Annotated in this window: 21 protein-coding genes and 2 pseudogenes; 10 read left to right on the top strand and 13 right to left on the bottom strand. The window is 61.4% G+C overall.

The genetic code is table 11. The features are described 5' to 3' along the window. Positions 1-9 precede the first annotated feature (9 nt). Together LFT46_RS18380 and LFT46_RS18375 are read left to right on the top strand one after the other, a co-directional pair. Positions 10-816: an ABC transporter permease gene (locus LFT46_RS18380; protein ID WP_442863696.1), complete on the top strand. Its 807-nt coding sequence runs from the start codon at positions 10-12 to the stop codon at positions 814-816. A gap of 9 nt (positions 817-825) precedes the next feature. Next, positions 826-1,719: an aminoglycoside phosphotransferase family protein gene (locus LFT46_RS18375; RefSeq protein ID WP_236820614.1), complete on the top strand. Its 894-nt coding sequence runs from the start codon at positions 826-828 to the stop codon at positions 1,717-1,719. A 93-nt stretch (positions 1,720-1,812) separates the two neighbouring features. Here LFT46_RS18375 and LFT46_RS18370 read toward each other — a convergent pair whose 3' ends face one another. After that, the gene (locus LFT46_RS18370; protein ID WP_236820613.1) at positions 1,813-2,235 is read right to left on the bottom strand and encodes a GNAT family N-acetyltransferase; all 423 of its coding nucleotides are present in this window, start codon (positions 2,233-2,235) and stop codon (positions 1,813-1,815) included. A gap of 133 nt (positions 2,236-2,368) precedes the next feature. On the opposite strand from LFT46_RS18370, the gene LFT46_RS18365 reads away from it, so the two are divergent. Further along, complete coding sequence (locus LFT46_RS18365; protein ID WP_236820612.1) at positions 2,369-2,689, top strand: hypothetical protein; 321 nt, start codon at positions 2,369-2,371, stop codon at positions 2,687-2,689. A 920-nt stretch (positions 2,690-3,609) separates the two neighbouring features. On the opposite strand, the gene LFT46_RS18360 is transcribed toward LFT46_RS18365, so the two are convergent. Next, positions 3,610-4,209, bottom strand: a complete 600-nt coding sequence (locus tag LFT46_RS18360; RefSeq protein ID WP_236820611.1) for a hypothetical protein — start codon at positions 4,207-4,209, stop codon at positions 3,610-3,612. A gap of 175 nt (positions 4,210-4,384) precedes the next feature. Here LFT46_RS18360 and LFT46_RS18355 point away from each other — a divergent pair, with 175 nt between their 5' ends. Next, positions 4,385-4,885, top strand: a complete 501-nt coding sequence (locus LFT46_RS18355; protein ID WP_236820610.1) for a hypothetical protein — start codon at positions 4,385-4,387, stop codon at positions 4,883-4,885. A 79-nt stretch (positions 4,886-4,964) separates the two neighbouring features. Here the strand turns inward: LFT46_RS18355 and LFT46_RS18350 are convergent, their stop codons facing one another. Then, the gene (locus LFT46_RS18350) at positions 4,965-5,324 is read right to left on the bottom strand and encodes a DUF3995 domain-containing protein (RefSeq protein ID WP_236820609.1); all 360 of its coding nucleotides are present in this window, start codon (positions 5,322-5,324) and stop codon (positions 4,965-4,967) included. 1,438 nt (positions 5,325-6,762) lie between these two features. Between LFT46_RS18350 and LFT46_RS21205 the strand changes: the two genes are divergently transcribed. Next, a complete protein-coding gene (locus tag LFT46_RS21205) occupies positions 6,763-6,891 on the top strand; it encodes a hypothetical protein (RefSeq protein ID WP_272910811.1) in 129 nt (42 codons plus the stop codon). 972 nt (positions 6,892-7,863) lie between these two features. Here the strand turns inward: LFT46_RS21205 and LFT46_RS18345 are convergent. Together LFT46_RS18345 and LFT46_RS18340 are read right to left on the bottom strand one after the other, a co-directional pair. Further along, on the bottom strand, positions 7,864-8,931 hold the full coding sequence (locus LFT46_RS18345) for an IS110 family transposase (protein WP_236820608.1): 1,068 nt from the start codon (positions 8,929-8,931) through the stop codon (positions 7,864-7,866). 304 nt (positions 8,932-9,235) lie between these two features. After that, positions 9,236-9,436 (bottom strand): three-helix bundle dimerization domain-containing protein, encoded by a 201-nt coding sequence (locus LFT46_RS18340; protein WP_236820607.1) that lies wholly within the window; start codon positions 9,434-9,436, stop codon positions 9,236-9,238. Between the two features lie 200 nt (positions 9,437-9,636). Between LFT46_RS18340 and LFT46_RS18335 the strand changes: the two genes are divergently transcribed. After that, positions 9,637-9,864 carry a DUF2188 domain-containing protein gene (locus LFT46_RS18335; RefSeq protein ID WP_236820606.1) on the top strand — a complete coding sequence of 76 codons (228 nt, stop codon included), beginning with the start codon at positions 9,637-9,639 and terminating at the stop codon, positions 9,862-9,864. A gap of 342 nt (positions 9,865-10,206) precedes the next feature. Here the strand turns inward: LFT46_RS18335 and LFT46_RS18330 are convergent. Beyond that, positions 10,207-10,620: pseudogene (locus tag LFT46_RS18330) on the bottom strand (ParB/RepB/Spo0J family partition protein); the annotation flags it as partial. A 78-nt stretch (positions 10,621-10,698) separates the two neighbouring features. On the opposite strand from LFT46_RS18330, the gene LFT46_RS18325 reads away from it, so the two are divergent. Next, on the top strand, positions 10,699-11,103 hold the full coding sequence (locus tag LFT46_RS18325) for a VOC family protein (protein ID WP_236820605.1): 405 nt from the start codon (positions 10,699-10,701) through the stop codon (positions 11,101-11,103). Positions 11,104-11,469: 366 nt separating this feature from the next. Here LFT46_RS18325 and LFT46_RS18320 read toward each other — a convergent pair whose 3' ends face one another. From LFT46_RS18320 to LFT46_RS18305, 4 genes are all read right to left on the bottom strand, one after another. Then, the gene (locus tag LFT46_RS18320; RefSeq protein WP_236820604.1) at positions 11,470-13,707 is read right to left on the bottom strand and encodes a tyrosine-type recombinase/integrase; all 2,238 of its coding nucleotides are present in this window, start codon (positions 13,705-13,707) and stop codon (positions 11,470-11,472) included. Between the two features lie 157 nt (positions 13,708-13,864). After that, positions 13,865-15,037: a tyrosine-type recombinase/integrase gene (locus LFT46_RS18315; protein ID WP_236822077.1), complete on the bottom strand. Its 1,173-nt coding sequence runs from the start codon at positions 15,035-15,037 to the stop codon at positions 13,865-13,867. Next, on the bottom strand, positions 14,922-16,046 hold the full coding sequence (locus LFT46_RS18310) for a ParB/RepB/Spo0J family partition protein (RefSeq protein WP_236820603.1): 1,125 nt from the start codon (positions 16,044-16,046) through the stop codon (positions 14,922-14,924). The genes LFT46_RS18315 and LFT46_RS18310 overlap by 116 nt, the downstream gene beginning before the upstream one ends. A gap of 300 nt (positions 16,047-16,346) precedes the next feature. Then, the gene (locus LFT46_RS18305) at positions 16,347-17,576 is read right to left on the bottom strand and encodes an IS110 family transposase (protein WP_236820602.1); all 1,230 of its coding nucleotides are present in this window, start codon (positions 17,574-17,576) and stop codon (positions 16,347-16,349) included. A 977-nt stretch (positions 17,577-18,553) separates the two neighbouring features. On the opposite strand from LFT46_RS18305, the gene LFT46_RS18300 reads away from it, so the two are divergent. After that, positions 18,554-18,808 carry an IS110 family transposase gene (locus LFT46_RS18300; protein WP_236820601.1) on the top strand — a complete coding sequence of 85 codons (255 nt, stop codon included), beginning with the start codon at positions 18,554-18,556 and terminating at the stop codon, positions 18,806-18,808. Continuing rightward, positions 18,805-19,941, top strand: a complete 1,137-nt coding sequence (locus LFT46_RS18295) for a transposase (RefSeq protein ID WP_236820600.1) — start codon at positions 18,805-18,807, stop codon at positions 19,939-19,941. Before LFT46_RS18300 ends, LFT46_RS18295 begins: the two co-directional genes overlap by 4 nt. A 192-nt stretch (positions 19,942-20,133) precedes the next feature. Here LFT46_RS18295 and LFT46_RS21380 read toward each other — a convergent pair. Then, positions 20,134-20,403, bottom strand: a pseudogene (locus LFT46_RS21380) (maltokinase N-terminal cap-like domain-containing protein); the annotation flags it as partial. A 697-nt stretch (positions 20,404-21,100) separates the two neighbouring features. Here LFT46_RS21380 and LFT46_RS18290 point away from each other — a divergent pair. Then, positions 21,101-21,331, top strand: coding sequence for a hypothetical protein (locus LFT46_RS18290; RefSeq protein ID WP_236820599.1), 231 nt, complete (start codon positions 21,101-21,103; stop codon positions 21,329-21,331). 282 nt (positions 21,332-21,613) lie between these two features. Here the strand turns inward: LFT46_RS18290 and dprA are convergent, their stop codons facing one another. After that, on the bottom strand, positions 21,614-22,522 hold the full coding sequence (gene dprA / locus LFT46_RS18285) for a DNA-processing protein DprA (protein ID WP_236820598.1): 909 nt from the start codon (positions 22,520-22,522) through the stop codon (positions 21,614-21,616). Positions 22,523-22,905: 383 nt separating this feature from the next. Beyond that, positions 22,906-23,502, bottom strand: a complete 597-nt coding sequence (locus tag LFT46_RS18280) for a recombinase family protein (RefSeq protein WP_236820597.1) — start codon at positions 23,500-23,502, stop codon at positions 22,906-22,908. Between the last annotated feature and the right edge of the window lie 206 nt (positions 23,503-23,708).

Here is a 23,708-nt window from a genome sequence, read left to right as displayed (position 1 = left end):
TACTCTGGCATCCCCGGCTGGGTGCGGGCGCTGGCCGTCGTAGCTGCCGTCGTCGTCGTGCTCCCGCTGCTGGCCATGGTGCTGCGGGTGGACTGGGCCCATTTCATTCCGCTGGTGACGTCCGGCCCGTCGCTGACGGCGCTGGGACTGAGCCTGCGGACTTCGGCCGCGAGCACCCTGCTGTGCATCGTTTTGGGCGTCCCGTTGGCCCTGGTCCTTGCGCGGGACACGTTCCGCCTGCAGGGCCTGCTGCGCTCGCTGGTGCTCCTGCCGCTGGTGCTTCCCCCGGTGGTGGGAGGCATCGCCCTGCTCTACACGTTCGGCCGGCAGGGGCTGCTGGGGCGGACCCTGGAAGTGCTCGGCCTCCAGATCGCCTTTTCCACTACGGCCGTGGTCCTGGCGCAAACGTTCGTGGCGCTGCCCTTCCTGGTGGTGAGCCTGGAAGGCGCGTTACGGACCTCCGGGTCCAGGTACGAGGCGGTTGCCGCAACCCTGGGAGCCCGCCCGGGCACCGTCTTCCGGCGCGTCACGCTGCCGCTCGTCCTGCCCGGCCTGGCCTCCGGCGCCGTCCTCTCCTTCGCGCGGAGCCTGGGAGAATTCGGCGCCACGCTGACTTTCGCGGGCAGCCTGCAAGGGGTGACCCGGACCCTGCCGCTGGAGATCTACCTGCAGCGCGAAACGGACCCGGACGCCGCCGTCGCCCTGTCCCTGGTGCTGGTGGCGGTGGCCGTGGCGGTGGTTGCCCTCGCCTATTTAAGTGCGAGGCCCGGTAAGGGATCCCTCGCCGAACATGGTTTCCGACGAGGGATCACGTAGCGTCGGTACATGACACAAGTTGCTATGCCTCTTGCTGCCCGGGACCGACTTCTCGATCGATTCGGCGTTGCGGCCGCGGCCTGGATCGACGACTTCGGAGCGATCGTGAGCGAACTCTGCCAGAAGTGGGCACTTGACCCACGAACCGTTCATGTGGGCGGAACGGGCGCCGTTGTCGAGTGCATATCGGCCGCGGACGGAATGCGGCGCGCACTCAAGCTCTCACCCGATCCCACGATCACAGCGCAGGAAGCAGCCGCGTTGAGATACTGGGCGGACGCCCACACCATGGTCGACCTGATGGACGCGGACACCACGCACGGCGCGATTTTGCTCGAGTGGCTCCCCGAGGCAACCCAGCTGACCGCCGACACCTGGGTCATTGCGGAGGTCGAGGATCTCATTATCGATCTCTTCTCGCCGTCGACACCGCCGCCACATGGTGTTCCCCTCGCTCATGAGCGCGTGGAGCTCATGTTCGAGTTGTGGGATCGCCGCCGCCGCGCCCTCCCGGACTCGCCGATCGACGACAACGTGTGGCGTCGATCCCACGCCGCAGCGTTGGACATGGCGGGCGAAGGTGAGTCCTTGCTTCACGGCGATCTGCACCTCGGCAATCTCCTCCGGGTCGACGACGGTCGCGGGATTGTTGCCATCGACCCACGCCCTTGCGTCGGCGATCCGGCGATGGATCTCACTGACCTCGCCACGATTGGAGCGGCCAACGAAGCGGAGATCCGCCATCGATGCCTGCAGCTCGCAGACATCGCTAATCCCGTAGACGCAGGCCGGCTGTGGCTCTGGTGTCGCACCTTCGCCCCTATGGCGGCAGTCTCACTAGCCCGCCGTACCGACAAGATGGAGGAACTCACCCTCATGCGCGACCTCGCCTACACGCGCTGAGCCCCACCGACGAAGGCGCCCGTAAGCCGGTGGCTCCGAGGGCCCGCGGCCGCCCATTGGCCGATCGACTACCGGCGCAGATCACTCAGGCCGTCAGTCGAATCTGATGAAGGCTCTGACCGATCCTCCTTGGAATTCCTCGGCCTGGATATAGCCGAGCGCTTCGTAGAACGCTTTCTGCTTCGGCTCGTTGTCGGTGATCAGTACTTTCTGGCGCACATGCGGGTACTCTCCGAGTGCCAGCTCAGCAAGAGCTCGCCCTATACCTCTTCTGTGATGCGACGGCCGAACAAGGATGTCCTGGAGGTAGCAAATCGAAGCACTATCGGAAATGACACGCGCTAGTCCAACCAGCGTCTGGTCGTCATGAGCGGCCACGAGTGTGGAAGATCCTTCCAAGGCTCGTACGAGATTGTCGGGGTCCTTCGTGTAGGCAAGCCATTCCACCGCACGGTATAGCTCAAGGACTTCACTGAGTGGCAGGTCTTGGGCCTTCACTACGGTGATGGTGGTCATGCTCTATCCAAACACGCAGCATTTTCATTGGAGGCGGCTTGGAGCCGCGTGCCCGCAATCCGGTGGCCTAACGTGCGCTTCCGCCGCTCGATATGGGATCCTTCTGTGGGAGCGGGAAGCGTAGGCTTCATGCATGTTCAAAGGCATCGGTCCGGCCGACAAGGTTCTTGGGGTGACCGTTCTAGACGTCAAGGAGCTTCCGGCCGAGAACTCGGTCCTTGTCCTTCTGGACTACATGGAGATGGGCGAGGGCCCTGCCCGCAATCTCGCGAAGACTAGTGAAATAGGCGCCATCGTCTGGATCGCGGACCTTCCTGAGACAGGTTCTCGCGAATGCTACCTTTCCATGGACCTATCTGTTGAGGGCACTGTTTTTGCGAATACCTGGAACGGGTATCGGGTGACGTTGGATGGCGTCACTGGCAAAGTGCTAGGCACGGAATTCACTAAGTAAGCGCCGGCACTACAACTCAAGCCCTTGAGGACAAGCGAGAGCCCGCCTGCTACTTTCAGTTCGGTCGGTAAAGGATCCTTCACCGCTACCAGCCAGGATTGGAAAGCAGATCTTGTCATTAGAGAGGTTCGTCGACTGTGTTTTCGCGGCGACGTATCTCCTTGTTGACTAAAACCGCTTGCAGAAGAAAGCCGAGACTAACGGTGACCAACAAGGTCGTCCTCAACGGGTTTACCCATATCATCGCTAGAACGAGCCACGCGATCCCCAGTACAAGGCCGCTGGTCCTCATGGATCGCAGATAAGACAGGGACCGCTTCGGGAAGCGCATGGCGGTTCGAAAGTAACGCCGTAGGGCCTGAAGCATTGCAGTATCCTCCCTGCGCTGGGTCCTCACATCCTACTTGTCCGCGCAAATCAATGGCCCTGTGCTGATCACTTTTTCGGCCTAGTGGCTATGGCGATCTCTCGGTGCCACGTCATCATCGCCCCCGATTTCTGGAAGGTCAGAGCAGTCATTTCCGGATCCCAGAACGGACGTATTGAGTATTAAGGTTGCCTGGGGGACTTTCTGCCGGCCCGGCGGTACCACCAGAGGCCGAATAGCAGCAGGCCTACGTTCAAGGCCTGCGAAATCCAATACCCGACTCTCGCTCTGTTGCCCTCTGCAAGCACGCCGTATAGGTTGCTGACGAATAGCGACAGGGCGAGAAGGCACATAACCACTGCCTCCGCTTTGGTTGGCTGCTTCTTCCAATTCCTCGGGCCCATGCCCTGAGCCTAGCGGTGGAGTCAAGTGGTGCGGTGAACGAATGATTGTGGCTTTGAGAATCGTCGATCGCGGGACGCCCGGAAGCCGGTCGCTGCACGGAGCGGGCTTTCCATTAATCCGATCCTTTACCGCACGCCGCCTATCGTGCTTAGTGGTTCCAGGTTCCCGTTAGCTTCCCGTCGTTGCGAGCTGAAGCGCGCTCTATGTTGTTGAGCCCGACCTGGATAGCAAAGGACGGCTTGACGTGTCTGTAGAGCTCGATAGCTGTTCCGCGGACCTTCCAAAGGGCAGACGCGTTGCCCGATGGTTCAACCGTGTCGTCCAACGGTTCTCCATATTTTCGGCGAATCAGGGAGTGTATATAGCCGAACAAATCAGAAGTTCGCGCGTGTGGTCTGTCCTGCTCATCCTGAAAAAAGAGGCTGATCCCCACCAGTTCGCCTTCATGTGTCATCCAGGAGCCGATTGGAGTTGTCGATGCGGAATCAGCGACGACCCCTCCGACGACTGCCGGTGGTGCTCCCTCCTGCGGAGCTCCGGGAAGTTGTCGAAGTCCAAGCTTCTGAAAGTAGCTATCTTGCTCAAGTGCAGCAGTGGGCCAGCCGGACGACTCCACCAAGGTGATCAGAGCCAGTACTTGCTCTGGAGTCCCACCGCCGGCAGCGTCCTCTGCTTCCATGCCCACACCATACGTTGATTTGAGCGCGAGGTGCGGAAAACGAGGATGCAATTTGGTGGAGGACTTCATGCCTGCCCCAGATCGGGCGCCCATCCATCACTGGGTACCAGCAGAGCGGTCTTCACTGTGTTGGGGGTAGGAGTCGCTTCCCCTTCTAGAAAACCCTTCACGGAGGCATTTCCGGGTGCGATGCTGAAGGCTCGAGCATCACTTAGTGCGGTTGCAAATATTGGGGGACAAGAACATGCAACGGAACAAACCGAAGAATGCACGGCGGTCAGATGCCAACGGGATCTCTTTCCCGGTGTCCGGTTTGGTTGGAGCTGCTGTTGTCACGCTGCTCTGTGGCTGCTCAGCGTCTGATCCGCAGAAGGCATCACATGCGGCTATGCCGGCCCAGACGGTAGCCAGTCGAGCTGCTGCACCACCTGGCCCCATTGCCAGCGTGAATAATGGCGGCCGGGACAAGACTGCCGACTTCAAGACAGCAAAAAAGAACGCGCCATGGTTGGGAAAAATCAAATCTGTAACCGAAACCGAACCGGGCAAAATTCGCATCGACACCAGCCTTGTGGACCCGCGCGGCGCCGACGGTAGCGAGGAGGCCAAGAGCGCGATCATCATCTGCGAATCAGTAGTCTCTCTTTTCGGCCCGAGCTACGTCTCGGTTCTCGAGAATGACGGCACCACCTTCGTCCTGTTCGGACACCCCACAGTACCTAGCGGGGCTTGCGCTGAAGTCTGACAAGCATGATGCCGATCAGGCAACTGCCTGGTTCTGAACGAGGTTAGTTGGCACAAACGCCACCCGTTGGACGATCGGCTTAGGCAACCTCCGTTGAGCTCCTGCGCGAGAACCAGAGCGATAACACTAGGGCTGCACCCCACAGGAAGAACAGGGGGTCCCACAACCAGGCGTGGCCGATCATCGCGTTGAGGTCATAGCCGCCTGCAGGACGAACCACGCCTCCAAGAACCGCACCGCTGACTATGATGTTCACACCCCCGTATACGACAAGGAGCAGTCCGCCCGCCCAGCTCACGGCACGCCAGAACCTCCGCCGGGGCATTCGTCCATAGGCGACGGCCACGGGGATAGTCGCTGCCAGCAACTTCACTGCCGCAACAATTCCTAGCCCGAGTCCTGCCTGGAGGGGGCCTCGGCTGACAGCTGGACTGCCCATTGTCCGACCGTGGCCAATAGCCACTGCCCGCCTAGGGCCCAGTACAAGCTGAACCCGGCATGCACGGTACCGGCTATGCAGGCCAGCCACACGAAAGAGCGGCTGCAGGACAGTTTCCTCTCAGGGGTCACCTGGTTCACTGTAGCTAACGGCCGAAGATCGTCTCATACGGGGTACCGATTGCCGATCCTTCGGGGGCGGCCGAATCGACGTAGCGAATTGTGAACACGAGTGGAGAACAAAGCGGCACTTGTGCATAGGAGTAGCGATCATTCACTGATCACAACCCGTCTGCACAAACCGCGGAATCACGCGGGAAGTTGTGCAATCAGCTTCTGAAAACGACACCCGTTGTCGATTTCTGAAGCTGATTGCACAGATGTCAGAAGTCCTGTTCACATCTGCCGGCTCGCGCAGCTAGCTGAGACTGTTCTTGCGGTGAAGCAGCTTCTGGTTCCCGGTCTATCTCAGTGACGGAGCCTCAGGTAGCGAGCATTCACTGATCACAACCCGTCTGCACAAACCGCGGAATCACGCGGGACTTTGTGCAGTCGGCTTCTGAAAACGACACGAGCGATCCAGCCGGCTGCAGGAGGGTGCTGGTTTGAAACGACGCTAAGTCGGCATACGACTTGACGCCATATAGTGATCACAGAATGCCGTCAGATACCCAGCATCAGAGGGAGTATGAAAGATGCGACACGAGCCGACCAGCGGATATGAAGATCCAAGCCGGAACTACCGAGTCACCTGGAAGTCCTACGATGAAGGCGACGATACGGTTTATGAAGAGATCTTCACCAGCAGGGATCAGGGGTGGGACTTCTATCAAGCCAAGAAGAAGTCCCCACGCGCATATGGCGCCACCTGGGACCATATCCCCGCATAAGAATCCTCCTATGCACGACGGATGACGCCGCGGGCGACTGTGGCCATCCCCGCAGGTTTCCCCGGCGCCAGCCCCCATGTGCCTGAGATGGCTACGGACGCCCTCGTGACGTTCGCGCTAGTGCTTGGCTGGCAGGCTGAATAGGTGTCGTCCCTGCTGGGGATCATTGACCCCCGCGGCCGGTGCGTCGGCAGCGCAGGGTATGGATGCTTCTATATTCGTCAACCCATCGGTTGGGTTGGGTCCGGGCCGAGACGTAGGCTCCAGTACCCACGTATCTTGCGGAGGCTACGCTGGGCTTCAAGCGGTCTGCGAACTGCGTCCAAACTAGAGGGGGGATTGGCATGGAAAGTGGGCAGTACGAAAGCATTGGTTTCCGTGATGATCCGTGAAGACGGTATGAGACCAGAAGACATAACTGCCGAAACCACGAAAGAGGGCGGACTCCCGCCGCGGCTAAATCCGTTCATCCTAGTTCTGTGGGCGTTGTCCGGGGGCTTTATCCTGGGAGGACTATTGGCGCTCCTGAATGGCTCCTTGGAAGTGAGCATGACAGATCGGGTCAGCATGGCCTACGTTCTCTTCACCTTCGCACCCCCCAGCGTCTTCATCGGCGTTGCCACCGTTCTCGCACTGATGTTCTGGCACGCTTGGCGCTGGCAACGCGCAAAGGATTAATCCCGGGGGGCGAAATTCGGCAGAAGATCGCTGGCCCGCGCAGGGCACGATTCTTCTCCTGATAACACTCTCCAAGATCAAGGAAGAGTCAGAAAGTTCTTCTTGACTTCCAGGAAGGTGCCGATAGGCATTTATCACTTCGCAGGACAAACCTCTTAAAAGGCTCCGATAAAGGTCTCATTTTTCGGAGAAGTCCCGTGAGGAGAATCATTGCCATGTAAGGTCCGTTTCAGCCTGGGGGAATAATGAGAAATGCAATCACACGTGCCGCTGCCATCGTCACAATTGCCGGAGGAGCGGCATTTTCCGGTATGGCGGCCGCTAGCGCCGCTGCGCCTTCTCCGGATGTCGTGGGAGTTCTGCAGACCGAAACATTCAGGGCCGAGCGCAATTGCCAGGATAGGTACCAACAGTTGCTGACTTATTACGCGGTGATCGTCACACCCTGCACGCACGTAGGTGGGGCGTTCGGCGAGTACTACCTACAGTTCCGGATGACGTAACTCTAGACTCGACCACGGTTTGGGGCGCCCTCGCGAGTGCTCCAAACCGTGGCATGTGTCAGCTCCTTTCCACCCCCAGGCGTCCAGTCCGACCCGACCTGAGACGTAACCGCCGCAGCTGAGCAAACCTAGATTTCTCTTAGAATTGGGGCTAAGCTCTACTTAGTAAATAGGGGGATAAATGCTGAGTCAATTGAACCTTTTGCCTGTCTGGGCGAAGATTACATGTCTTTTGTGCCTTTCATGTGGCGCTGCATTTGTTATAGTCACGGTGGTTACGCTTAGCCGGGGTTCGAACGTTACCGATATACTCTTCAATCTACTTCTGATCGCCGCCTTCGTTGGGCTTGCAGCTGCAGTCGCTTCGAAGGCTAAGCCGTCTCCTAGAGGAGACGGCAACGAATCAGGAAAGCGGCGAGGACCCCTTTTCTTCTAAGCATTCGGCAGATCTAGAACCTCCTTGCCGCAATCAACTTGCTGAAAGTACGACTTCCGGCGCCCCACTCAGTGTTCGATAAAGTTGCCGTGTTATGTAACGCTTGAGGCTTCGGATGATTTCCTTCTTGGTTTTTCCCTGGCTTGTTCGCTTCATCACGTAGCCTCTGGTAATTGGGTCCCGGTTCATTCTGATGAGGGCGATCGTGTAGATGGCTTTGTTGAGTTGGCGATCGCCCCCGCGATTTAGCCGGAACCTCTTGGTGCTGCCGGACGAGGCTGGGACCGGACAGGTGCCGGCAAGAGCTGCGAATGCGGCTTCAGATCGTACTCGCCCGGTGTGTGACCAAGCGGTGAGGATGATTGCGGCCAGGACTGGGCCGATGCCGTAGACCTGCAAGAGCCCCGGCTGTACTTGCAGGACGAGTGTTTCGAGTTCTGTGTGGTTCTTGGCCATTTGTCCCTGGAGGGTCAGGATTTGCTGAGCGAGCCTGACCGCTTCGCGGCGGCATGTTTTGGTTCCGAATTCCTCGTCTCGTTCTCTCCAACCTGCGATGGTGTTGATTTGGGTGATGCTCAGGGGCTTGCGCGCATCCAGACCGAGGTCTACGACGCGCAGGAGTGCAGTCAGGGCGTTGATGGCTGCGGTGCGTTCTCGTGCCATCGTCCTGCGTGCGTTGGAGAGGATCCGTAGGGCCATGTGATTCTGACCCGAGCGTGGTTCCGGCAAGTGCTCTACCGGGAGGCTGAGAACAGCTCGTGCTGCACGGGTCGCATCCATGGCATCGGATTTACCTTGGTAGCGGCCCAATCGCTGGTTCGGAACGGGAGCTTCGGTGACTTGGAAGCCGGCGTCGGAGGCTTGTTGCCGTAGCTTCGCACCGTACGATCCGGTTCCTTCCATGGAGAGGAGCACGTGCTCCTGAGGCACACCAGTGTGCCTCAGAATCCAAGACAATGCGCGGTTGCCTCCGGTTGAGGTGGCCGGGAATGTTTCGTTCGCGATCTCTCCGCCGCTGGTGGTGTTGATGATGGCGAGGGTGTGGGTTTTGGCGTGGGTGTCAATGCCGACGACGAAGGCGAAGTGTTCTGCAACGATCATCTGTTCCTCCTTTGGTACCGGGAAATGAAAGCGCATCAGTGAGGTTACGGCGTGGCAGGTCTGTAATGGGCCACACCCGGTTCGGGTGGGCATGCTTCTAATCAGGCCAGCGCTGTAGACAGAACCGATGCCGGGCCGGCAAGGGCGGACATATCCAAGCAAGCGCACTCCGCAAAAGCTCAGTTTGGGAGGCAATACCATGGGTGAGTCACGCCCCAGCCGGGCCACAGCACCAGCCTGCCAGCTGCTCACGGAGCAACCGGGTAAAGACTTACAGACCATGGGGAACGTGCCCGAGGTGCTTCTAAAGGCAGCCGCCTTGGAGTCGCTTGATGGCGGCATGCTCGACCAGGGCGGGGACCATCGTCCGCACCGGGCCCGAATTGAAGGTTGAATACTCTTCGCAGACCGCGTCCTCGATGTCGATCCTGGCGCGGCCGGGAAACCTGCCGGCCAGGTTGTTGATTACCGACACCACAGCGTGCTGTTCGTCATTGCACTCCATCGTTCACCTCATCATCGAGTCTGTGCCGCAGCTTGAATGATAAGCATGCTTGCTATTATTGTTTGGAGTCAAGCTTCTTCGCTTGGCCCCCATCAAGCGAAGTGGTTTCGAGGAAAGCCCTGCAGCTCCCAGCGTTGCGGGGCTTTTCCCTACCCGCGTTGCAGCGGGTGTCAGCATCCGAACGGCAGAGGGAGTGTGCAGTGGCTCAGGGCGATATCGAGACGTACTACGAAGACGGTTCATGGAAGAACAAGCGCGAGGGCACTGGCCGCGCGTTCGGTGCCGGCTACAGCACCAAGGACGAAGCGGTAACTGCGGGCCGGGCAGCGGCCCAGGCTGACAAGGTGGAGCACGTGATCAAGAACCAGGACGGTCAGATCAGCTCCAAGAACAGTTACGGCAACGATCCCCGGAACGTCCCGGGCTGATTTCTACCCCGTCAAGGGCCCGCGGTGGCCTGGAGACACAAGAAGGGCCGACTCAAAAGAGCCGGCCCTTCTGCGTTCTCCTCGGCAAAGGAAATCTACGGATTCAGCCTAGCTGAATGTTGTGGGTGGTGCCTGCAGCTGCCCGGGGGACGTCGTTGTCCCTGGGCGCGCGGCAGCTTGGTGGAGTGGGGAATGGGTGCGTTGATCGGCGGTCCGTCGCTGGTGATTGGCTGCTGTGGTTCGCCCTGGCGGCGGACCGCCCGACTTCTGGAAGGTTCCTGGCCCTTACATGGTGAGTGGCCGGGGTCCTTGCCGGACGGGGTTTCCGCCCGGCAAGGGTGTTTATCCGGCCGCGTCGTCCTCGGCTGGCTTCTGCCCGTCGATGATGATGCTTTCGACCTCGCTGGGGGTGTATCCCCACGTGACCAACTGGTTCAGGTAGTCCCGGTGCGTCTGGCTCGGGGACCGCCATGAGTCTTTGGCGATGGTCTTCTCGTACCCTGCGCACACCAGCGCGATCAGGGAGAACTCGGGCCGCGCCTCGGTTTTGGCGACGTGATCCCGCAGCGGGTTCCAGCCCCAGCGGCTGGTTTCTTCGACCTTGGCCCCAACCATTTCGGCGGCGACCTTTCCGTCGTATCCGCTGGCGGTTTCGGAGTGGTGGGTGATGGCGTGGACGGTGAAGTATTGCCAGCCCTTGGGTGCCTGCTTGCGGGCCAGGAGGGTTTTGACGAACTCGCGGCGGACCTTGGTCGCTTCTCTGCACTTTGCAAGTGAGACGTCAGAGGCGGACCTGAAGCGGGATGGGATCTGGACTCGTGAAAGACTCGCGAGGTGAACGATGACTTCAAAGGCGTCCTGCACCACATTGAGTTGTGGGTACCGAACCTGAACCGGGCTAAGAATGAATGGGGTTGGATCCTGTCCAGCTTGGGATACGAGAACTATCAGAACTGGGGCAGCGGAATCAGCTGGAGGCTTGGTCCCACCTACATAGTTGTTGAAGAATCACCCGACCTGAGCAGCCGAGAATATCAGCGCACGACGCCAGGTCTGAACCACTTGGCGTTCAAGGCCGGGAGCCGAGAAAGTGTTGATGCTTTGGCTGGCGAGAGCGGACATCACGGCTGGAGCCCGCTGTTCGTGGATAAGTATCCAAATGCGGACGGTCCGGACCATTACGCTGCCTACCTCGTAAACTCCGATGGCTTCGAGCTGGAACTCGTCGCCGACTCGTAGGAACGACGCCCCATGGGGAAGCGCCCACTCGTGTGCCGGCTTAGAAAAAGGTCGGCACTCTTGTCAGCTTGCGGGCTGTCGGCCGGCCCCGCAAAACGAGCTGCATGAACACTGATCCCGACACTGACTGAAAAACTCAGGATCAGTGCCAGGAACCCGGCACTAACGGCAACAAAGTAGCTCGCCGGGTCCGGCACGGAATCGACTACGGGTTCAATGTAGAACCATATGGTGGCGCCGGCACTGACTCCGAGCAGGGCGATTAGGCCTGTCGAAACCCAGGCGGTAATTACCAGAATGACCAACTTCATATTTCCCCCAATGTGACAGATGTAGCCCGCCAGGTCCTGAATCGCAGCTGCGTAATCACCGTATGGCAGGCATGCCCAGATTAGTCGGACCGCGATTGGCTGATCTTTGTGCGTCGGCGCGTTTTTCTTCGAGGAATTGAAGGGTGAGGTCGATGCCCTCAAGTTCGCCCAACCAGCCCTTAGTTTGGGCGAGTTCGCGTCGGGCTATGAGATCGGTATTGATTTCGTCGAGCCGGGCGATCATGCCAGGGTCCACGTGGAGCATGGGGCAGCGGATACAGGCGTGTTCGTGTTTGCAGGGGGTGGCGTAGGGCCGGGCGCAATTGCCGAGCTCGACTTTGCGTTTGTCGAAGTGTTCTTCGAATTCAGCCCATTCGGTCTCGGTGGGAGATTTGTATTCGCGTGCTGGACGGGCGGCGCGGCGCTCGTTGAGGTGTTTTTGGTAGTGCCGGATGACGTCTTCACGGAAGACGGTGACGTAACCATGGGTTGTTTGGATATCGAGGTGTCCCAGAAGTGCGGCGCCGATGTGGATGGGCAGGCCGTTATTGACCAGGTCCGTAGCTAGAAGGCGGCGGAAGTCGTGCGGTGTGAAGCGGCAACCGCCCAGCTCGGGATGGTCGATGGCGACGGCGTCGCTGAGTTTGGCCAGTTCATCTCGGAGCGTTCCGGCGTTGATCACTTCGGTGCGTTGTCCGATGGTGCGCTGGAAGAGGAATGGCAGGGGCTCGCTGGTGACTCTTTCCGATGGGTTGAATCGAGTCGCCAGTGGCACGCCTTCCCTGTTTCTGGTCAGGCGCCGGATGATTGTGGCGATGACGTGGAAAAGGTCAGGGCTCATGGGGATGACTCGTTCCCGATCGTTTTTTGAGGGAGCGACGACCAGGAGTGCGACGATTTCGCCGTTGGGGCGGATGTATTGACGGATGCTCAGCTGAGACAGTTCCAGCAGTTCGTCGCACCGAAGGCCGGTGTGCCTCAAGGTCTCCACGGCCGCCCACTGCCAAAATACGGCATCCTCGGTGAATGTCACGTTGATCTTGCGGTTGGCGGACAGATCAAGCACGCGGACATTGGCTATTCCATGGAAGCGGCGGTGCCGGGCGTCTCCTTCGGTATAGAGCCGTTGATACTGCTTCCCTCCGACGGTGATGATCTCGTCTTTGGGGGTTTCGCTGGCTACTTTCAGAAGTTCTTGGAAGTGGTCTTTGCGTTCTGTGGCAGCGGCGATGAATGCCGGGAGTACTGGCTGTAAGAGGCGGATTCTTGCGTCCATGCGTTCTTTTGCACGGCGGGCCGCTTTGCCCAGCGTCCGGGTCTCTCTGCCAGCGATCGGGCAAGGCGCTACCCATCGGGCCCAGCGTTCTGGTTCTTCGGCCGCCCAGCCCTGCAGGTCAAGATAGAAGGCCCTGATATTCGTCATGACGGCTTCGAGCTGAAGGCGTGGTTTTCCATCGCGGCGGAGGGCAACCACGGCCCGCCAGCTTTCGTAGTGCTCTTGCGAGATGACAAAATTCGGCTGGCCGGGGTTGATCTGTTGAAGGCCCGTCCAAAACTTCCCGCAAATGTCTTCTGCCAGGTCCCGCAAGGTGGCGAAGTCGATGTCGTGGCTGCGCCGGGTCAGGTAGGCAATGAATACGTCGCGGATGTCGGGGTTGGTGATGTTGTGTTTGTCGACCAGCTCAGCTGGCGTCTGAGCGGGGGGACGCATAGCCCCGCGGAGAGTTGGCGGGACCTGGGCGGGAAAGTGCCCGGATTCTGACATGACGCGCCAGGCAAGGTAACCGACGTGCGTTTCGTAGCCACGGCCCCATCCGCCTTCGCGCGTGGCGATGGCGTAGTGCAGCAACGCTTCCGCGCTCAGATCAGCGAACCGGATTCCTTGGGTCGTTAACGCTGATGCCACATCCATCCGCGCGCATCGTTTAAAGTGATTTGATGTGTCCTGTTGTTCAACGAGGGCCAGGAAGCGGTCCAGATCCGGGTCGTTTTGCGCTTGCTCAAAATGCTCGTGGTAGCGGTAGAACGAGTTGATCTTGAACGCTGCCAGCGATGGACGGATGACCCGCAGACAGCACAGCAACATCAGCGAATGCCCCAGCTCGCCGTCCAAACGAAAGTCTCCCGTGGTCAGCTCACGTATTTTGCGGTGACCATCATTGAACCCGGAGGAGATCCATTTCTCCTGCCAGGTCCTTCCGGCATGCCTCACGAGATAAGACAGCAGCCATTTCAGCCCGTGATGGCGCAGTGATTCACGTGGCTGCTTGCGGGGCCATATCGTGTCGGTCAAGGCGATGATGCTCTCGGGGCTTGCCGTGTCCAAGTCACCGCGCGGCCATGGCGGAATCTCCGGTCGCGCCGCCGGAGCAGCGATGATGACGGTTTGGTTCCGGGTTCTGCCAGGAACAGCTGCGTTTATCGGCCGCTGTTGTGGTCGTTTAAGGGCCTCAGGCACCGAACACCACTGAGAAGTCGTCGGGGTCGTAGCCCGGGGTCAGCGTTGGTTGGGGCCGAGGGGATGCCATGTGCTCTTGTACTTTTTGGAAGACCTCATCGACCCGAGGCCGTAGATAGGGAGCCATCGAGGAGACTTGTCGGTGTCGGCTTACGGCCATGATTTCGGGCAAGGTCAGATTCGGGTCTGAGACCATGCGGTTGATGGTCGTGTGTCTGAAGTCATGCAGTGACCAATCTGTGCCCAGCACGGCATTCACCCGTTGCAGCATTCGCCGGGCAGCGTGATACGTCAAAGGCCGCGGTTTGCCGTGGAGCGCCCGCCAAATCAATTCATCTGGCCCGGGAACTCCGTGCTCATGGAAGTACATGGTCAGATACTGCAGGGACTCCGGTGAGACAGGCACCGGTTCCAGGACACGGGATCCTTTCGATACGACCCATACGCGTTGCCCAGACCAGTCGATCTGATCGCCGTGGACGCCGAGCAGCTCACTCGCGCGAGCCCCGGAGGACACATACATACTTACCAGGGCACGATCACGGCTGGTCCGCAGAGCCTCCATCAAATCGTCGAAAAGGTCATCCGGGATGGAACGGGGTAGCCATTCGGACTTCTTCTGCCGCAAAGGAGCCCGATTTACTCGTGGTGCTGTTTCGGTCCGGCCTCGATGAACCATGCGTCTCCGCCCGGCAGCCTCAGGAACCGGGTTTATCAATGGTCCACGACCGAAGCGTGCGTGGTAGGAGTAAAACGACGAAATCACCGAAAGGGCGTGATTGATCGTTGCCGGTGCATAGCCCCCGACCAAGGGACGCTTACCTGTGCGCGAATTCCTGCCTCGGTTACCGGTCCCCCGCCGCTGGGGATTCACCGCGGACCGCATCCACCCCACGAGGACCTCGACCTCCGCACGGGTGGCCTGCTCCCATCCACTGCCGAGCAGACCAAGAATGCGCCACCACCTGAGCAAGTCGTTGCCGTAAGAGCGGACGGTCAAAGGGCTCATATCGCTCAGAACGAGATCACGGAGGAACAGTGAGAAGTCCTCAATCTCTTGCCCCTTGTCGTCGATGACGACGTAGGGCAAGAGGCCCTCCGTTCTTGGGGCTACCGCGCCTATCGCCAGCAGACCAATCTGTCCCTCGAGCAGTTTGAGCCGCACTTCGTCCACGAGGACCGCCTCTCCGGAGAACCCTGATCCAGACTCTACGATGAAGTTCAGTTAACAGGACTGATTCCATGGCCTTGTTGTTGGCGATCAGCGTTTTCCGCTCCGCCTTCTGTTCTTCGGTCATCGGGCCCTTCTGGGCCTGTGTGCCGCCGTCGTAGCGCTCGTACTTCGGGGTAAAGCCAAGTTCCTTCCAGTCGCTGATGACGGGCTTGGCCGTGTGCTTGCCTTGGTAGTTGGTGCTGATGATGTAGGCGTTGGCGTCCTCGTCGGTGGCCGGTTCCCCATCCGGGCGTTTGGCCGCTGAGACGTAGAGGTTTTCCTCCTCGGCGTAGTGTCCGGCGTCCTCAACGATGGCTTTGCCCTGGGCGATGAGTTCTTCGATCAGGGCGGAAAGCTGAGCCTTGGATTCCCGGTCATCGCGGAGCTTTTGGGCGATGTGGTCGAAGTACTGCGGTTCGTCCCGGATCACGGATTCGAGTTCCTCGATTGCGTCCTGGTCTCCTTCGAACTCGGTCATCACCAAGGCCATGTCGAGTGTATAGCCGCTCTCGAGGGCCTTGGTGCCGGTGGTGGATGCCTTGGCTTTGAGCGCGTTTTCGACCTTGTCCTTGGTCCTGCCGGTCTTCTTGGCGATCGCGTCCGCGGGGACGCCGATCAGTGACAGCTGGTGGTAGGCGTCAGCTTCGTCCGCTTCGGTGAGTTGGGCGCGCTGGATGTTCTCCACGACCTGCGTGACGATGCGCTCGGCTTCCTCGGGCGAGTCGATGATCAGCACCGGGATGAGAGGCCGTTCGGCTTCGACTGCGGCCCGGGTGCGGCGCTGACCCATCAGAACGTGGACGGTGTCGTCGTCCTTGCGGTGGGCGATGACCGGTTCCATCACCCCGTGTTCTCTGATGCTGGCGACGAAGTCAGCCGTGAGGGCGGCGTCCTTGCGGACGTTGATGTCCACGGTCGGGGTGGCCGGGTCGAGCATTTCAAGCGTAGGTGTTGCGTTCATGTTTTTGTCCTTCTTGCCGAGAAGTTGGGTGGGTGGGGCGACCAATGGTGACCGACCAGCTCCCCTCTCCCCCGACGCTTCTATGTCTGTCAAGCGGGTGGAAATGGGTGCGGGCGCGAACCCTGTTGTCGCCCGGGGCGGCTTTGGTGACCGGCCAGCATCCCCTCTCCCCCCTTGTTGTTTTGGCTGCTGGCGGAGCTTGCGGAGCTGTGGCCGACGGAGGCCTGTCTACCCGCAGGGCAAGGGGCGGGAAATTCCCGGAGGAAATCAGCGACGAAGACATCTCACGTGTTTAGGAAGTCAAGCAGCGAGCTCTGCGGGTGGGGTGAAGGCTGTGGTTTCGTCGAATTGGGTGTTGGTGGTGAGGCAGTGGTGGAGTTGGCCGAGGAGGCGGTTGAAGAGGTTGCGTTGGGCTGCTGCGTGCCAGTCCCCGGCTGCGCGGCGGCGTTTGTAGTGGGCTTTGGCGCCTGGGGATCCGGTGAGGGCGGACAGTGCCCACATGTAGCCGACGGTGCTGAGGCGGTCGTTCTTGACGAATCTGCGGCCGACGAATTTCTTCTTGCCCGAGGCTCTGGTGATGGGTGCGGAGCCGGCGTAGGCCTTCAGGGCGCGGGCGTCTGCGAACCGTTGCCTGTCGTCTCCGATTTCGGCCAGGAGCCGGGCTCCGAGCTGGTTTCCGATCCCGGGGAAGCTGAGCAGGATCTGGGCGTCGGGGTGGGTGAGGAAGGCTTCCTCGACGGCGGCGCCGAGCTGGTCGACGGCCTGGCAGGCGGCGTCGAGGAGAAGCAGCAGGCCGGCGGCCTGCTGGCCCATGGCGTCTTCGACGGCCTGGGGCTGGCGGGCGTGATCGCCGCGGAAGATGGTTTTGATCCGCTGGGCCTGGGCAGTGATGCCGCGGGACCGTCCCGCGCGGCGCAGGGCGGTTTCGATCCGGGCGGTGCTGAGCCGTGCGCCCGTGCCCGGGGTGGGGGCGATGCGCAGCAGTTCCCTGATTTCAGGGCGGGTAAGGCCGTTCTGCCAGACCGCGCCGGCCTGTAGGAGGGCCGGGTAGAACTGGCGCAGCACGGAGCGGAGCTGGTTGGCGGTCTGCTGGCGTGCCCAGACCGCGTCCTGCTGGGCGCGGGCCAGGACGGTGATCGCCCGCGCCTGCTCGGTGTCGGCCGGCAGGGGGCGGTGCGCATGGGCGTCGGTGCGCAGGATGTTCGCCAGCACCAGGGCATCGCCCGGGTCGGACTTCTTCTTCGAGACCCCGTGCCGGTCGCGGTAGCGGGCGGCGGAGAGCGGATTGACCGCATAGATTTTCCGGGCGCCGGCGCGCAGGGCCGCGACGAGCAGGCCCTGGCTGGTTTCGATCGCCACCGGGACGGGGTCCTGGGGTGTGTCCCCATGGTCGGCGAGCAATTCCATCAGGTCCCGGTAGCCGGCGGCGTCGTCGGTGATCCGGCGTTTGGCCAGCAGCTCGCCGGCGCTGTCGATAATAGCGATGTCATGGTGGCCTTCGGCCCAGTCGATCCCGCAGTAGAGGTCCAATCTGTGCTCCTCGCAGTCAAGGGTGTGTTCTGTTCTCGGGGTGTGCCAGTTCGGATCACGCAGCGCCCTAATTCCAAGACTCGAAGGTCTGCCATCTCACCAGCCGTTCGTGAAACGAGTCCACTTCGGGCGCCCCGGTCTAACCAAGAGCTCCACGGCTCCCGGAGAAGGAAGGGGTCATCCCGCAGCCTGCACGCCACCACGAGAACCAAGTACCACGCCATCAGTCGGGGGTTCCGCCGCCACGCGGGCGGCGGAACCTGGCCGGCAACAACACCGAAGCATTGGCCGGCCCGGTCCGGGGGGCCTGCGGCGTGAATCCGCCGTTACGCGCCGCTCTTCGTCGAGGGTTCAAGGACCGAAGAGCGCCGGAGGCGTCGCAGCAGCGCTGCCACCGCGGGAACCCCGATAACAGCTTCCGGCGGGGCCAGCTGACCTGGTCCCGCCGGAAGCGATTTGCGGTCACATCTGGGAGTCCCGCGGTGGGGCCGCCGGTGACCGCGCCGCTCTGCGTCGAGGATTCCAAGATCCAAGAGCGCCGAAGGCGTCACCACCGGTAACTCCCCCACAGAACCCCAACAAGACAGCCCCGGGAAGAGCCCCACCACCTGGTCACCTGGAAGCCGCTTAACTACGAATTAGGAGCGCCGCAGGGAAATTCGCGCACCGCAGGCCCCGACGAAGGAGGGGCTATACCGGCCGGAGCGGACACGTACAATCCGTCAGGACAGCAGCCAAAACGGTAATACTGGAACAGTCCTTGAGCCGGCGTGACCCAGCCAAAAACTGACGTACCAGGCGGCACTGTCTTCCCGACGATCTGTCCGCCGGCTCAAGGTCCGTTAAAAGGGGTGTCGAGCCAGGCGGACATGACCTCATAGGAGCCTGATACGACCAGTCCCATTACCGTTTTGTCTGCCCACCTGGCCCGCGCCCGATCAATCAGCATTCGACGCAACTGAGGGGCAATTTCCATCTTGGCAAACGAGGCAATCAAAGTCATCGCGGGTATCGACACCCACGCTGACACACATCATGTGGCTGTGATCAACGAACACGGCAAACCCCTCGCGGACAGGGAATTCCTGGCCGTAGGATCCGGATACAGGAAAATCGTGGACTTCATCACCAATTACGGCACTGTCACCGCCGTCGGTGTCGAAGGAACAGGCTCCTACGGCGCCGAGCTCGCCCGAACTCTCCGGGCCGCCGGGCTGACAGTGTTGGAGTGAACCGCCCGAACCGGGCTGCGCGGCGACTGAAGGGCAAGTCCGACCCCTTGGACGCCTACCAGGCTGCAAAGTCGGTGCTCGAGGGACGGGCGACGTCGGTCCCGAAGGCCAAGGACGGGCCCGTTGAATGCCTGCGCATCCTGCGTGCCGGCCGTGCCTCCGCGATCAAGGCCCGCACCGCGGCAATCAACCAGATCAAAGGCCTCCTCGTTTCAGCCCCAGACAAACTCCGGGCGAAATACCGGGCACTGGCCACGTCCGCGCTGATCACTGCCCTGCAGCGCACGAGACCTTCGGGACACACTGCTGAGCCGGAGTACGTGACCCTCCTGACGCTGAAAGCCCTCGCCACGCGCTGCCAGTCCCTGGCCGCAGAGATCGCCGCCGCGGACGCAGCGCTCCAGGAAATCATCGACGCCTACGCCCCGATGCTCTGCGACCTGCCCGGTGTCGGCACGGACGTAGCCAGTCAGCTCCTGGTCACCGTGGGGGACAACCCGGACCGGTTGGGAAACGAGGCCCAGTTCGCTTCGCTAGTCGGCGTCGCTCCCGTGCCGGCATCGTCAGGCAAGACAACCCGCCACCGGCTCAGCCGCGGCGGGGACCGCAACGCCAATCACGCCCTCTATCAAGTGGTCCTGGTCCGGATGGCATCGTGTCAGAGGACCAAGGAGTACGTGGCCAAACGCACCGCGGAGGGGAAGAGTAAACGGGAAATCATGCGCTGCCTCAAACGCTACGCAGCGCGGGAGATTTACCGCCAGATCACCAACCCCCAGCCAGCACCAGACAACTCTGACCTCCGCCAAATGCGCACCACACTCGGTTGCACCATCTCAACGGCAGCTCACGCGCTCGGCCAATGGCCCTCGAAAATTTCCCTCCTGGAACGGGGACTCCTACGCAACGACACACTCGCCAGTAGTTACCGCCAGTGGCTGACCGGACAATCAGGCAAAGTAGACCACTCCGTGGTCGTCGAGCGGGCACATGCGGAGCTGTCAGACTTGCACAACCGAGGCGAGTCGCACGGGCTTGATCTGCCCCTCCCAGGTGGCCGTGAGGATGCCTTCGCCCGAAGGTGTTTCGACGAGGTTAAGTGCCCTGACGACAGACAGCTCCAGGTTTCCTGACCGGATCGTCGTTAGGCCATCCACGATCGCAGGCACCGCGGAGTGGACTGCGGAAGCTGTGCAGCCGGGTAGTTTCTCGCTCTGCAGCTGTACGGACTCAGGGATCACCTCAAGTCGGCCGTCGATCTCGAAGGATTGGGTTGCCTGGGGCTGGCCGTTCAAGATGATCGTGGCCAAGGCCGACGCGTAAACGGGATCACAAGCAGCATCGTAGATCCATCTCGTTCCAAGCATGGAGTGCTCCAAAGTGCCGATCAGGTAAGGGTCGGCACCATGAAGGCGCGAATCTCTATAGGTCAGCGGAACATGAAAGACTCCGCCCCCATCGGCAACCAGGAGTGTTTCGACGCCGACTTCGCCATCGGGGTCATCGAAACGAAAGGAACCTACACGAACAGGGTCATTTCCCGTTTTGCCGGTGTACCACGACTGGTTGGGCAGCCACTGTCGAAGCAGCTCCATTTTCGACGGCGTCAACGTAGCCCTTTGAACAATAGCCATGAAGGCAAGCCTAGAGCCGTAGACTCCTGAGGACGGTTTCAGCCTTGGGTTTGAGACAGCGAGTAGGGAGGAGCCATGGCTCCTTGGCCGCGTCCCGTACGTAAAGCCATTCTTAATTTGACCCCTATAGGAGCATCGTCGTAGACAGAACGGGCCAGAGACGGCGGAGCCCTGCGGAGCCGGCACTGGCCCTTTACAGCCGGCCGCGCCAGCGGACGCCCGATTCCCGTGTGAGCTCTGCGAACACGCATCTCCACCGGGGCAAAACGCACTCACAAAGCAAATGACTCTGGAATGCCTGGTGGATTCGTGGTGTCATTACTCCACGTCATCGCGGGTACGGCAAGGAGTGATCATGGACAACACGGCAAATGGTGCCTTCCTTTCCTTCCGTGATCCCGCAGTGCGGGGTTCGGTAGCTGTGCTCGCAGAGTATGCCGCGGCTCTTGCCTGGGCGTTCTTGCTGTTGGCGTACTTCAGCGTGGGCGCATTCATGAGTCCCGGCGCTGTCGTGCTTCTGATACCCGCTGTTGTGGTGACGGCGGCGGCGATGGCTATCCGTCGCCGAGGTAAGCTTCCGCCCAGGCACAGGTCGGGCGCCGCGCACGCTCGGCGATGAGGGCCTGCCTGAAGGGGGCAACAGCGGTGCTTTCCAGAAATGAGTGATCCTGCCGCACGTGACGGCCGTCCTCACAGGGTCCTGCGGATCCTCGGAGGTGTGTTCGTGCTGGCCGCAGCCGGGTCGCTGGTGCTGGTAGCCGCAGACCCGCTCATCGGCCGCCCTGCCACAGGCGATGTTTTTATCGCCATCCTCAACAGCTTTGTCGCCCTCGTTCTGTGCCGGTGGCGGCGGCTCGCTGAGCAAAACATCCGACGCGACACAGCGTAGATAGACAGGTCCCAGGGGCGGCGGAGCTCTGCGGAGTCGGCACTGGACCCCTTAGCCGGCCGCGCCCGCGGACGCCCTTTTCGTGGTGAGCGCTGCGAACCATCGATCAGCACCCCGGCTCTACTTTTCGGGCTCCGTGACTTCGGCGGCCGCGGCACCCGAGATCGCCTGCAATCAGTGTACGGAATGGCGGTCCGCCGCCGCCAACCCACAGCGTAAGCCAGCCCCGACGGCGGACCGCCCTGGTGACCGCCCCGCAAAGGGGACGGCCACCTGACGGTCTTAACCTGCGAGGAGTTCGGCCAGTTCGGCCGCATCGGACACCAGCACCGCCCCGCCTTCCTTTAGCAGCCGATGGCATCCTGCCGAGTTGGCGCTGTGCACGCTCCCCGGGACGGCCGCGACATGCCGGGCAATGGTCTCGGCGTGGTGGGCTGTGTTCAGTGCCCCCGAGCGCCAGCGGGCTTCCACGACACAGGTCACCCCTGCGAGGGCGGCGATGATGCGGTTCCTCTGGAGGAACCTGTAGCGGGTCGGGGCGGAACCGGGCGGCAGCTCTGAGAGCGTCATGCCGTTGCCGCGGATCGCGGCCGCGAGGTCAGCGTTGCCGGACGGATAGTCCCGGTCAAGGCCTCCGGCCAGCACCGCGAGGGTCGCCGGGCTCTCTCCGGTGCTTCCGGCCAACGCTGCCCGGTGCGCGTGCGCATCAATGCCGTAGGCAAGACCGGAGACGATGCAGATTCCACGTTGGGCCAACCCGTATGCCATGTCGCCTGTCACGGAGGCGCCATAGGTGGTGGAGTCGCGGGAACCAGTCAGGGCCACGCACTGAGACGGTGCCGGGATGCCGTTATCGATGTTGCCCCGGTACCAGAGCCCGTACGGGGCGTCGGGCAGGTCGTCCAGGTCTTCCGGCCAGTGCTCATCCCCCGGGGTGAGGAACCCGCCGCCCAGGCGTTCGATGGTGGCTAGGTCCTTTTCCGGGTCCAGGTCCGGTACCCGGGGTGCCCAGCGCTTCAATGCGGCCGCCAGTTCTTCGGCCGTGACGTCCGGGAGGGTGTGGGCGGGTTGGGCGCCGGTGGCAAGCCGCAGTGCGGCGTACGCGCCGAGCCTGCCCACGAGGGCCCGGCCGATGCGGTCGCCGGGTTCGAAGAGACGGGTCAGGGCTGCGCGTGCAATGCGATCGTTCATGGTTTCTCTCGTCCTTTGCTGAGGATCCGGTGAGTGGGGCGGCTTTGGTGCCCGGCCAGCTTCCCCTCTCACCCGGGCGTTTTTTGCCTGCTGGCGGAGCATCGCGGAGCTGTGCCCGACGGAGCCGGGGCAACCCGAAGGGCAAGCAGGCGATGGGTTGTGGGAGGAAATAAGCGAAGCGCCGACACAAGGCATCGGCTGCGCAGCCGTCCGCAGGACGGTTGAGCCGGTGGAGCGGGCACGTACGATCCGCAGGACAGCAGCAAAAAACAGGAAAACGCTTCTACAGCCCGAGCGAAGCGAGGTCCGTGCAGTAGACCTGGGCGCGCTGGCTAGGCGAGGCCGGCAATCCGGATCTTCAGGAACCGCACGGGGTTTCCGGCCTAGGTGGTGGTGCTCTCGTGTGCAGCGCGGGCTTGCTGGTGGCGGTAGAGCGTTGCGCGGCTCCAGCCAACGAGACGGGCAGCGTCCTCGGCGGTGCGGCCTTTGGCGCGGGCGTCCTGTGCGATTGCGAGTTTGTCCGCGATGACGGCACGGTCGGACAGCGGGCGGCCGAAGCGTGTGCCGTTCTGTCGTGCCGCGGCGATGCCGGCATTGACGCGCTCGACGATGAGCTCGCGTTCATACTCGGCAAGGGTTGCGAGCATGTTCAACATCAGCCGGCCGGTCGAGGTTGCCGGGTCGATGCCATCGGAGATGGACCGGACCTGCACACCGCGGCCGCGCAGCAGGGCCACCGTGTTCAGCACGTCCATCAGTGACCGTCCCAGCCGGTCGACCCGCCACACAACAACGGTGTCCCCCTCCTCGGCGTACTCGAGGAGCCTTTTCATTCCCGGCCGCTCGATTGCCGTCTTGCTACCGGAAGTGACATCGGTGAAGACATCGCGTTTCTGCACGCCAGCCTCCATCAGTGCATCCAGCTGCAGCTGGGCGTCTTGGCTGGAAGTACTCACGCGGGTGTAACCCAGTAGCCTCACAAGGCAATTCTGGCTCGAAAAGCCCCCGATGCACCCGCGGCGAGACGATTTACTGTGAGAGGCATTAACGAGACACGAACACCCGGCCATTCCGCCCGCTCGCGCGGCCGTCGCTGGTCCCACCCGAGGTCGGCGAGAGTGTCTTGAAAAACTGTTGTCTTTCAAGACACTGCCAGGGCGAGCAGCCTCGGGGACGATTTTGGCGC

Source organism: Arthrobacter sp. FW306-07-I, from assembly GCF_021800405.1.
GTDB lineage: Bacteria > Actinomycetota > Actinomycetes > Actinomycetales > Micrococcaceae > Arthrobacter.
This window is presented reverse-complemented; position numbering and strand designations above follow the sequence as displayed.

Coding starts and splice junctions, on each gene's coding strand:
- LFT46_RS18375 (WP_236820614.1), top strand. CDS start 826: ATGACACAAGTTGCTATGCCTCTTGCTGCCCGGGACCGACTTCTCGAT.
- LFT46_RS18370 (WP_236820613.1), bottom strand. CDS start 2,235: ATGACCACCATCACCGTAGTGAAGGCCCAAGACCTGCCACTCAGTGAA.
- LFT46_RS18365 (WP_236820612.1), top strand. CDS start 2,369: ATGTTCAAAGGCATCGGTCCGGCCGACAAGGTTCTTGGGGTGACCGTT.
- LFT46_RS18360 (WP_236820611.1), bottom strand. CDS start 4,209: ATGAAGTCCTCCACCAAATTGCATCCTCGTTTTCCGCACCTCGCGCTC.
- LFT46_RS18355 (WP_236820610.1), top strand. CDS start 4,385: ATGCAACGGAACAAACCGAAGAATGCACGGCGGTCAGATGCCAACGGG.
- LFT46_RS18350 (WP_236820609.1), bottom strand. CDS start 5,324: ATGGGCAGTCCAGCTGTCAGCCGAGGCCCCCTCCAGGCAGGACTCGGG.
- LFT46_RS21205 (WP_272910811.1), top strand. CDS start 6,763: ATGACAGATCGGGTCAGCATGGCCTACGTTCTCTTCACCTTCGCACCC.
- LFT46_RS18345 (WP_236820608.1), bottom strand. CDS start 8,931: ATGATCGTTGCAGAACACTTCGCCTTCGTCGTCGGCATTGACACCCAC.
- LFT46_RS18340 (WP_236820607.1), bottom strand. CDS start 9,436: ATGGAGTGCAATGACGAACAGCACGCTGTGGTGTCGGTAATCAACAAC.
- LFT46_RS18310 (WP_236820603.1), bottom strand. CDS start 16,046: ATGAACGCAACACCTACGCTTGAAATGCTCGACCCGGCCACCCCGACC.
- LFT46_RS18290 (WP_236820599.1), top strand. CDS start 21,101: ATGAGTGATCCTGCCGCACGTGACGGCCGTCCTCACAGGGTCCTGCGG.
- dprA (WP_236820598.1), bottom strand. CDS start 22,522: ATGAACGATCGCATTGCACGCGCAGCCCTGACCCGTCTCTTCGAACCC.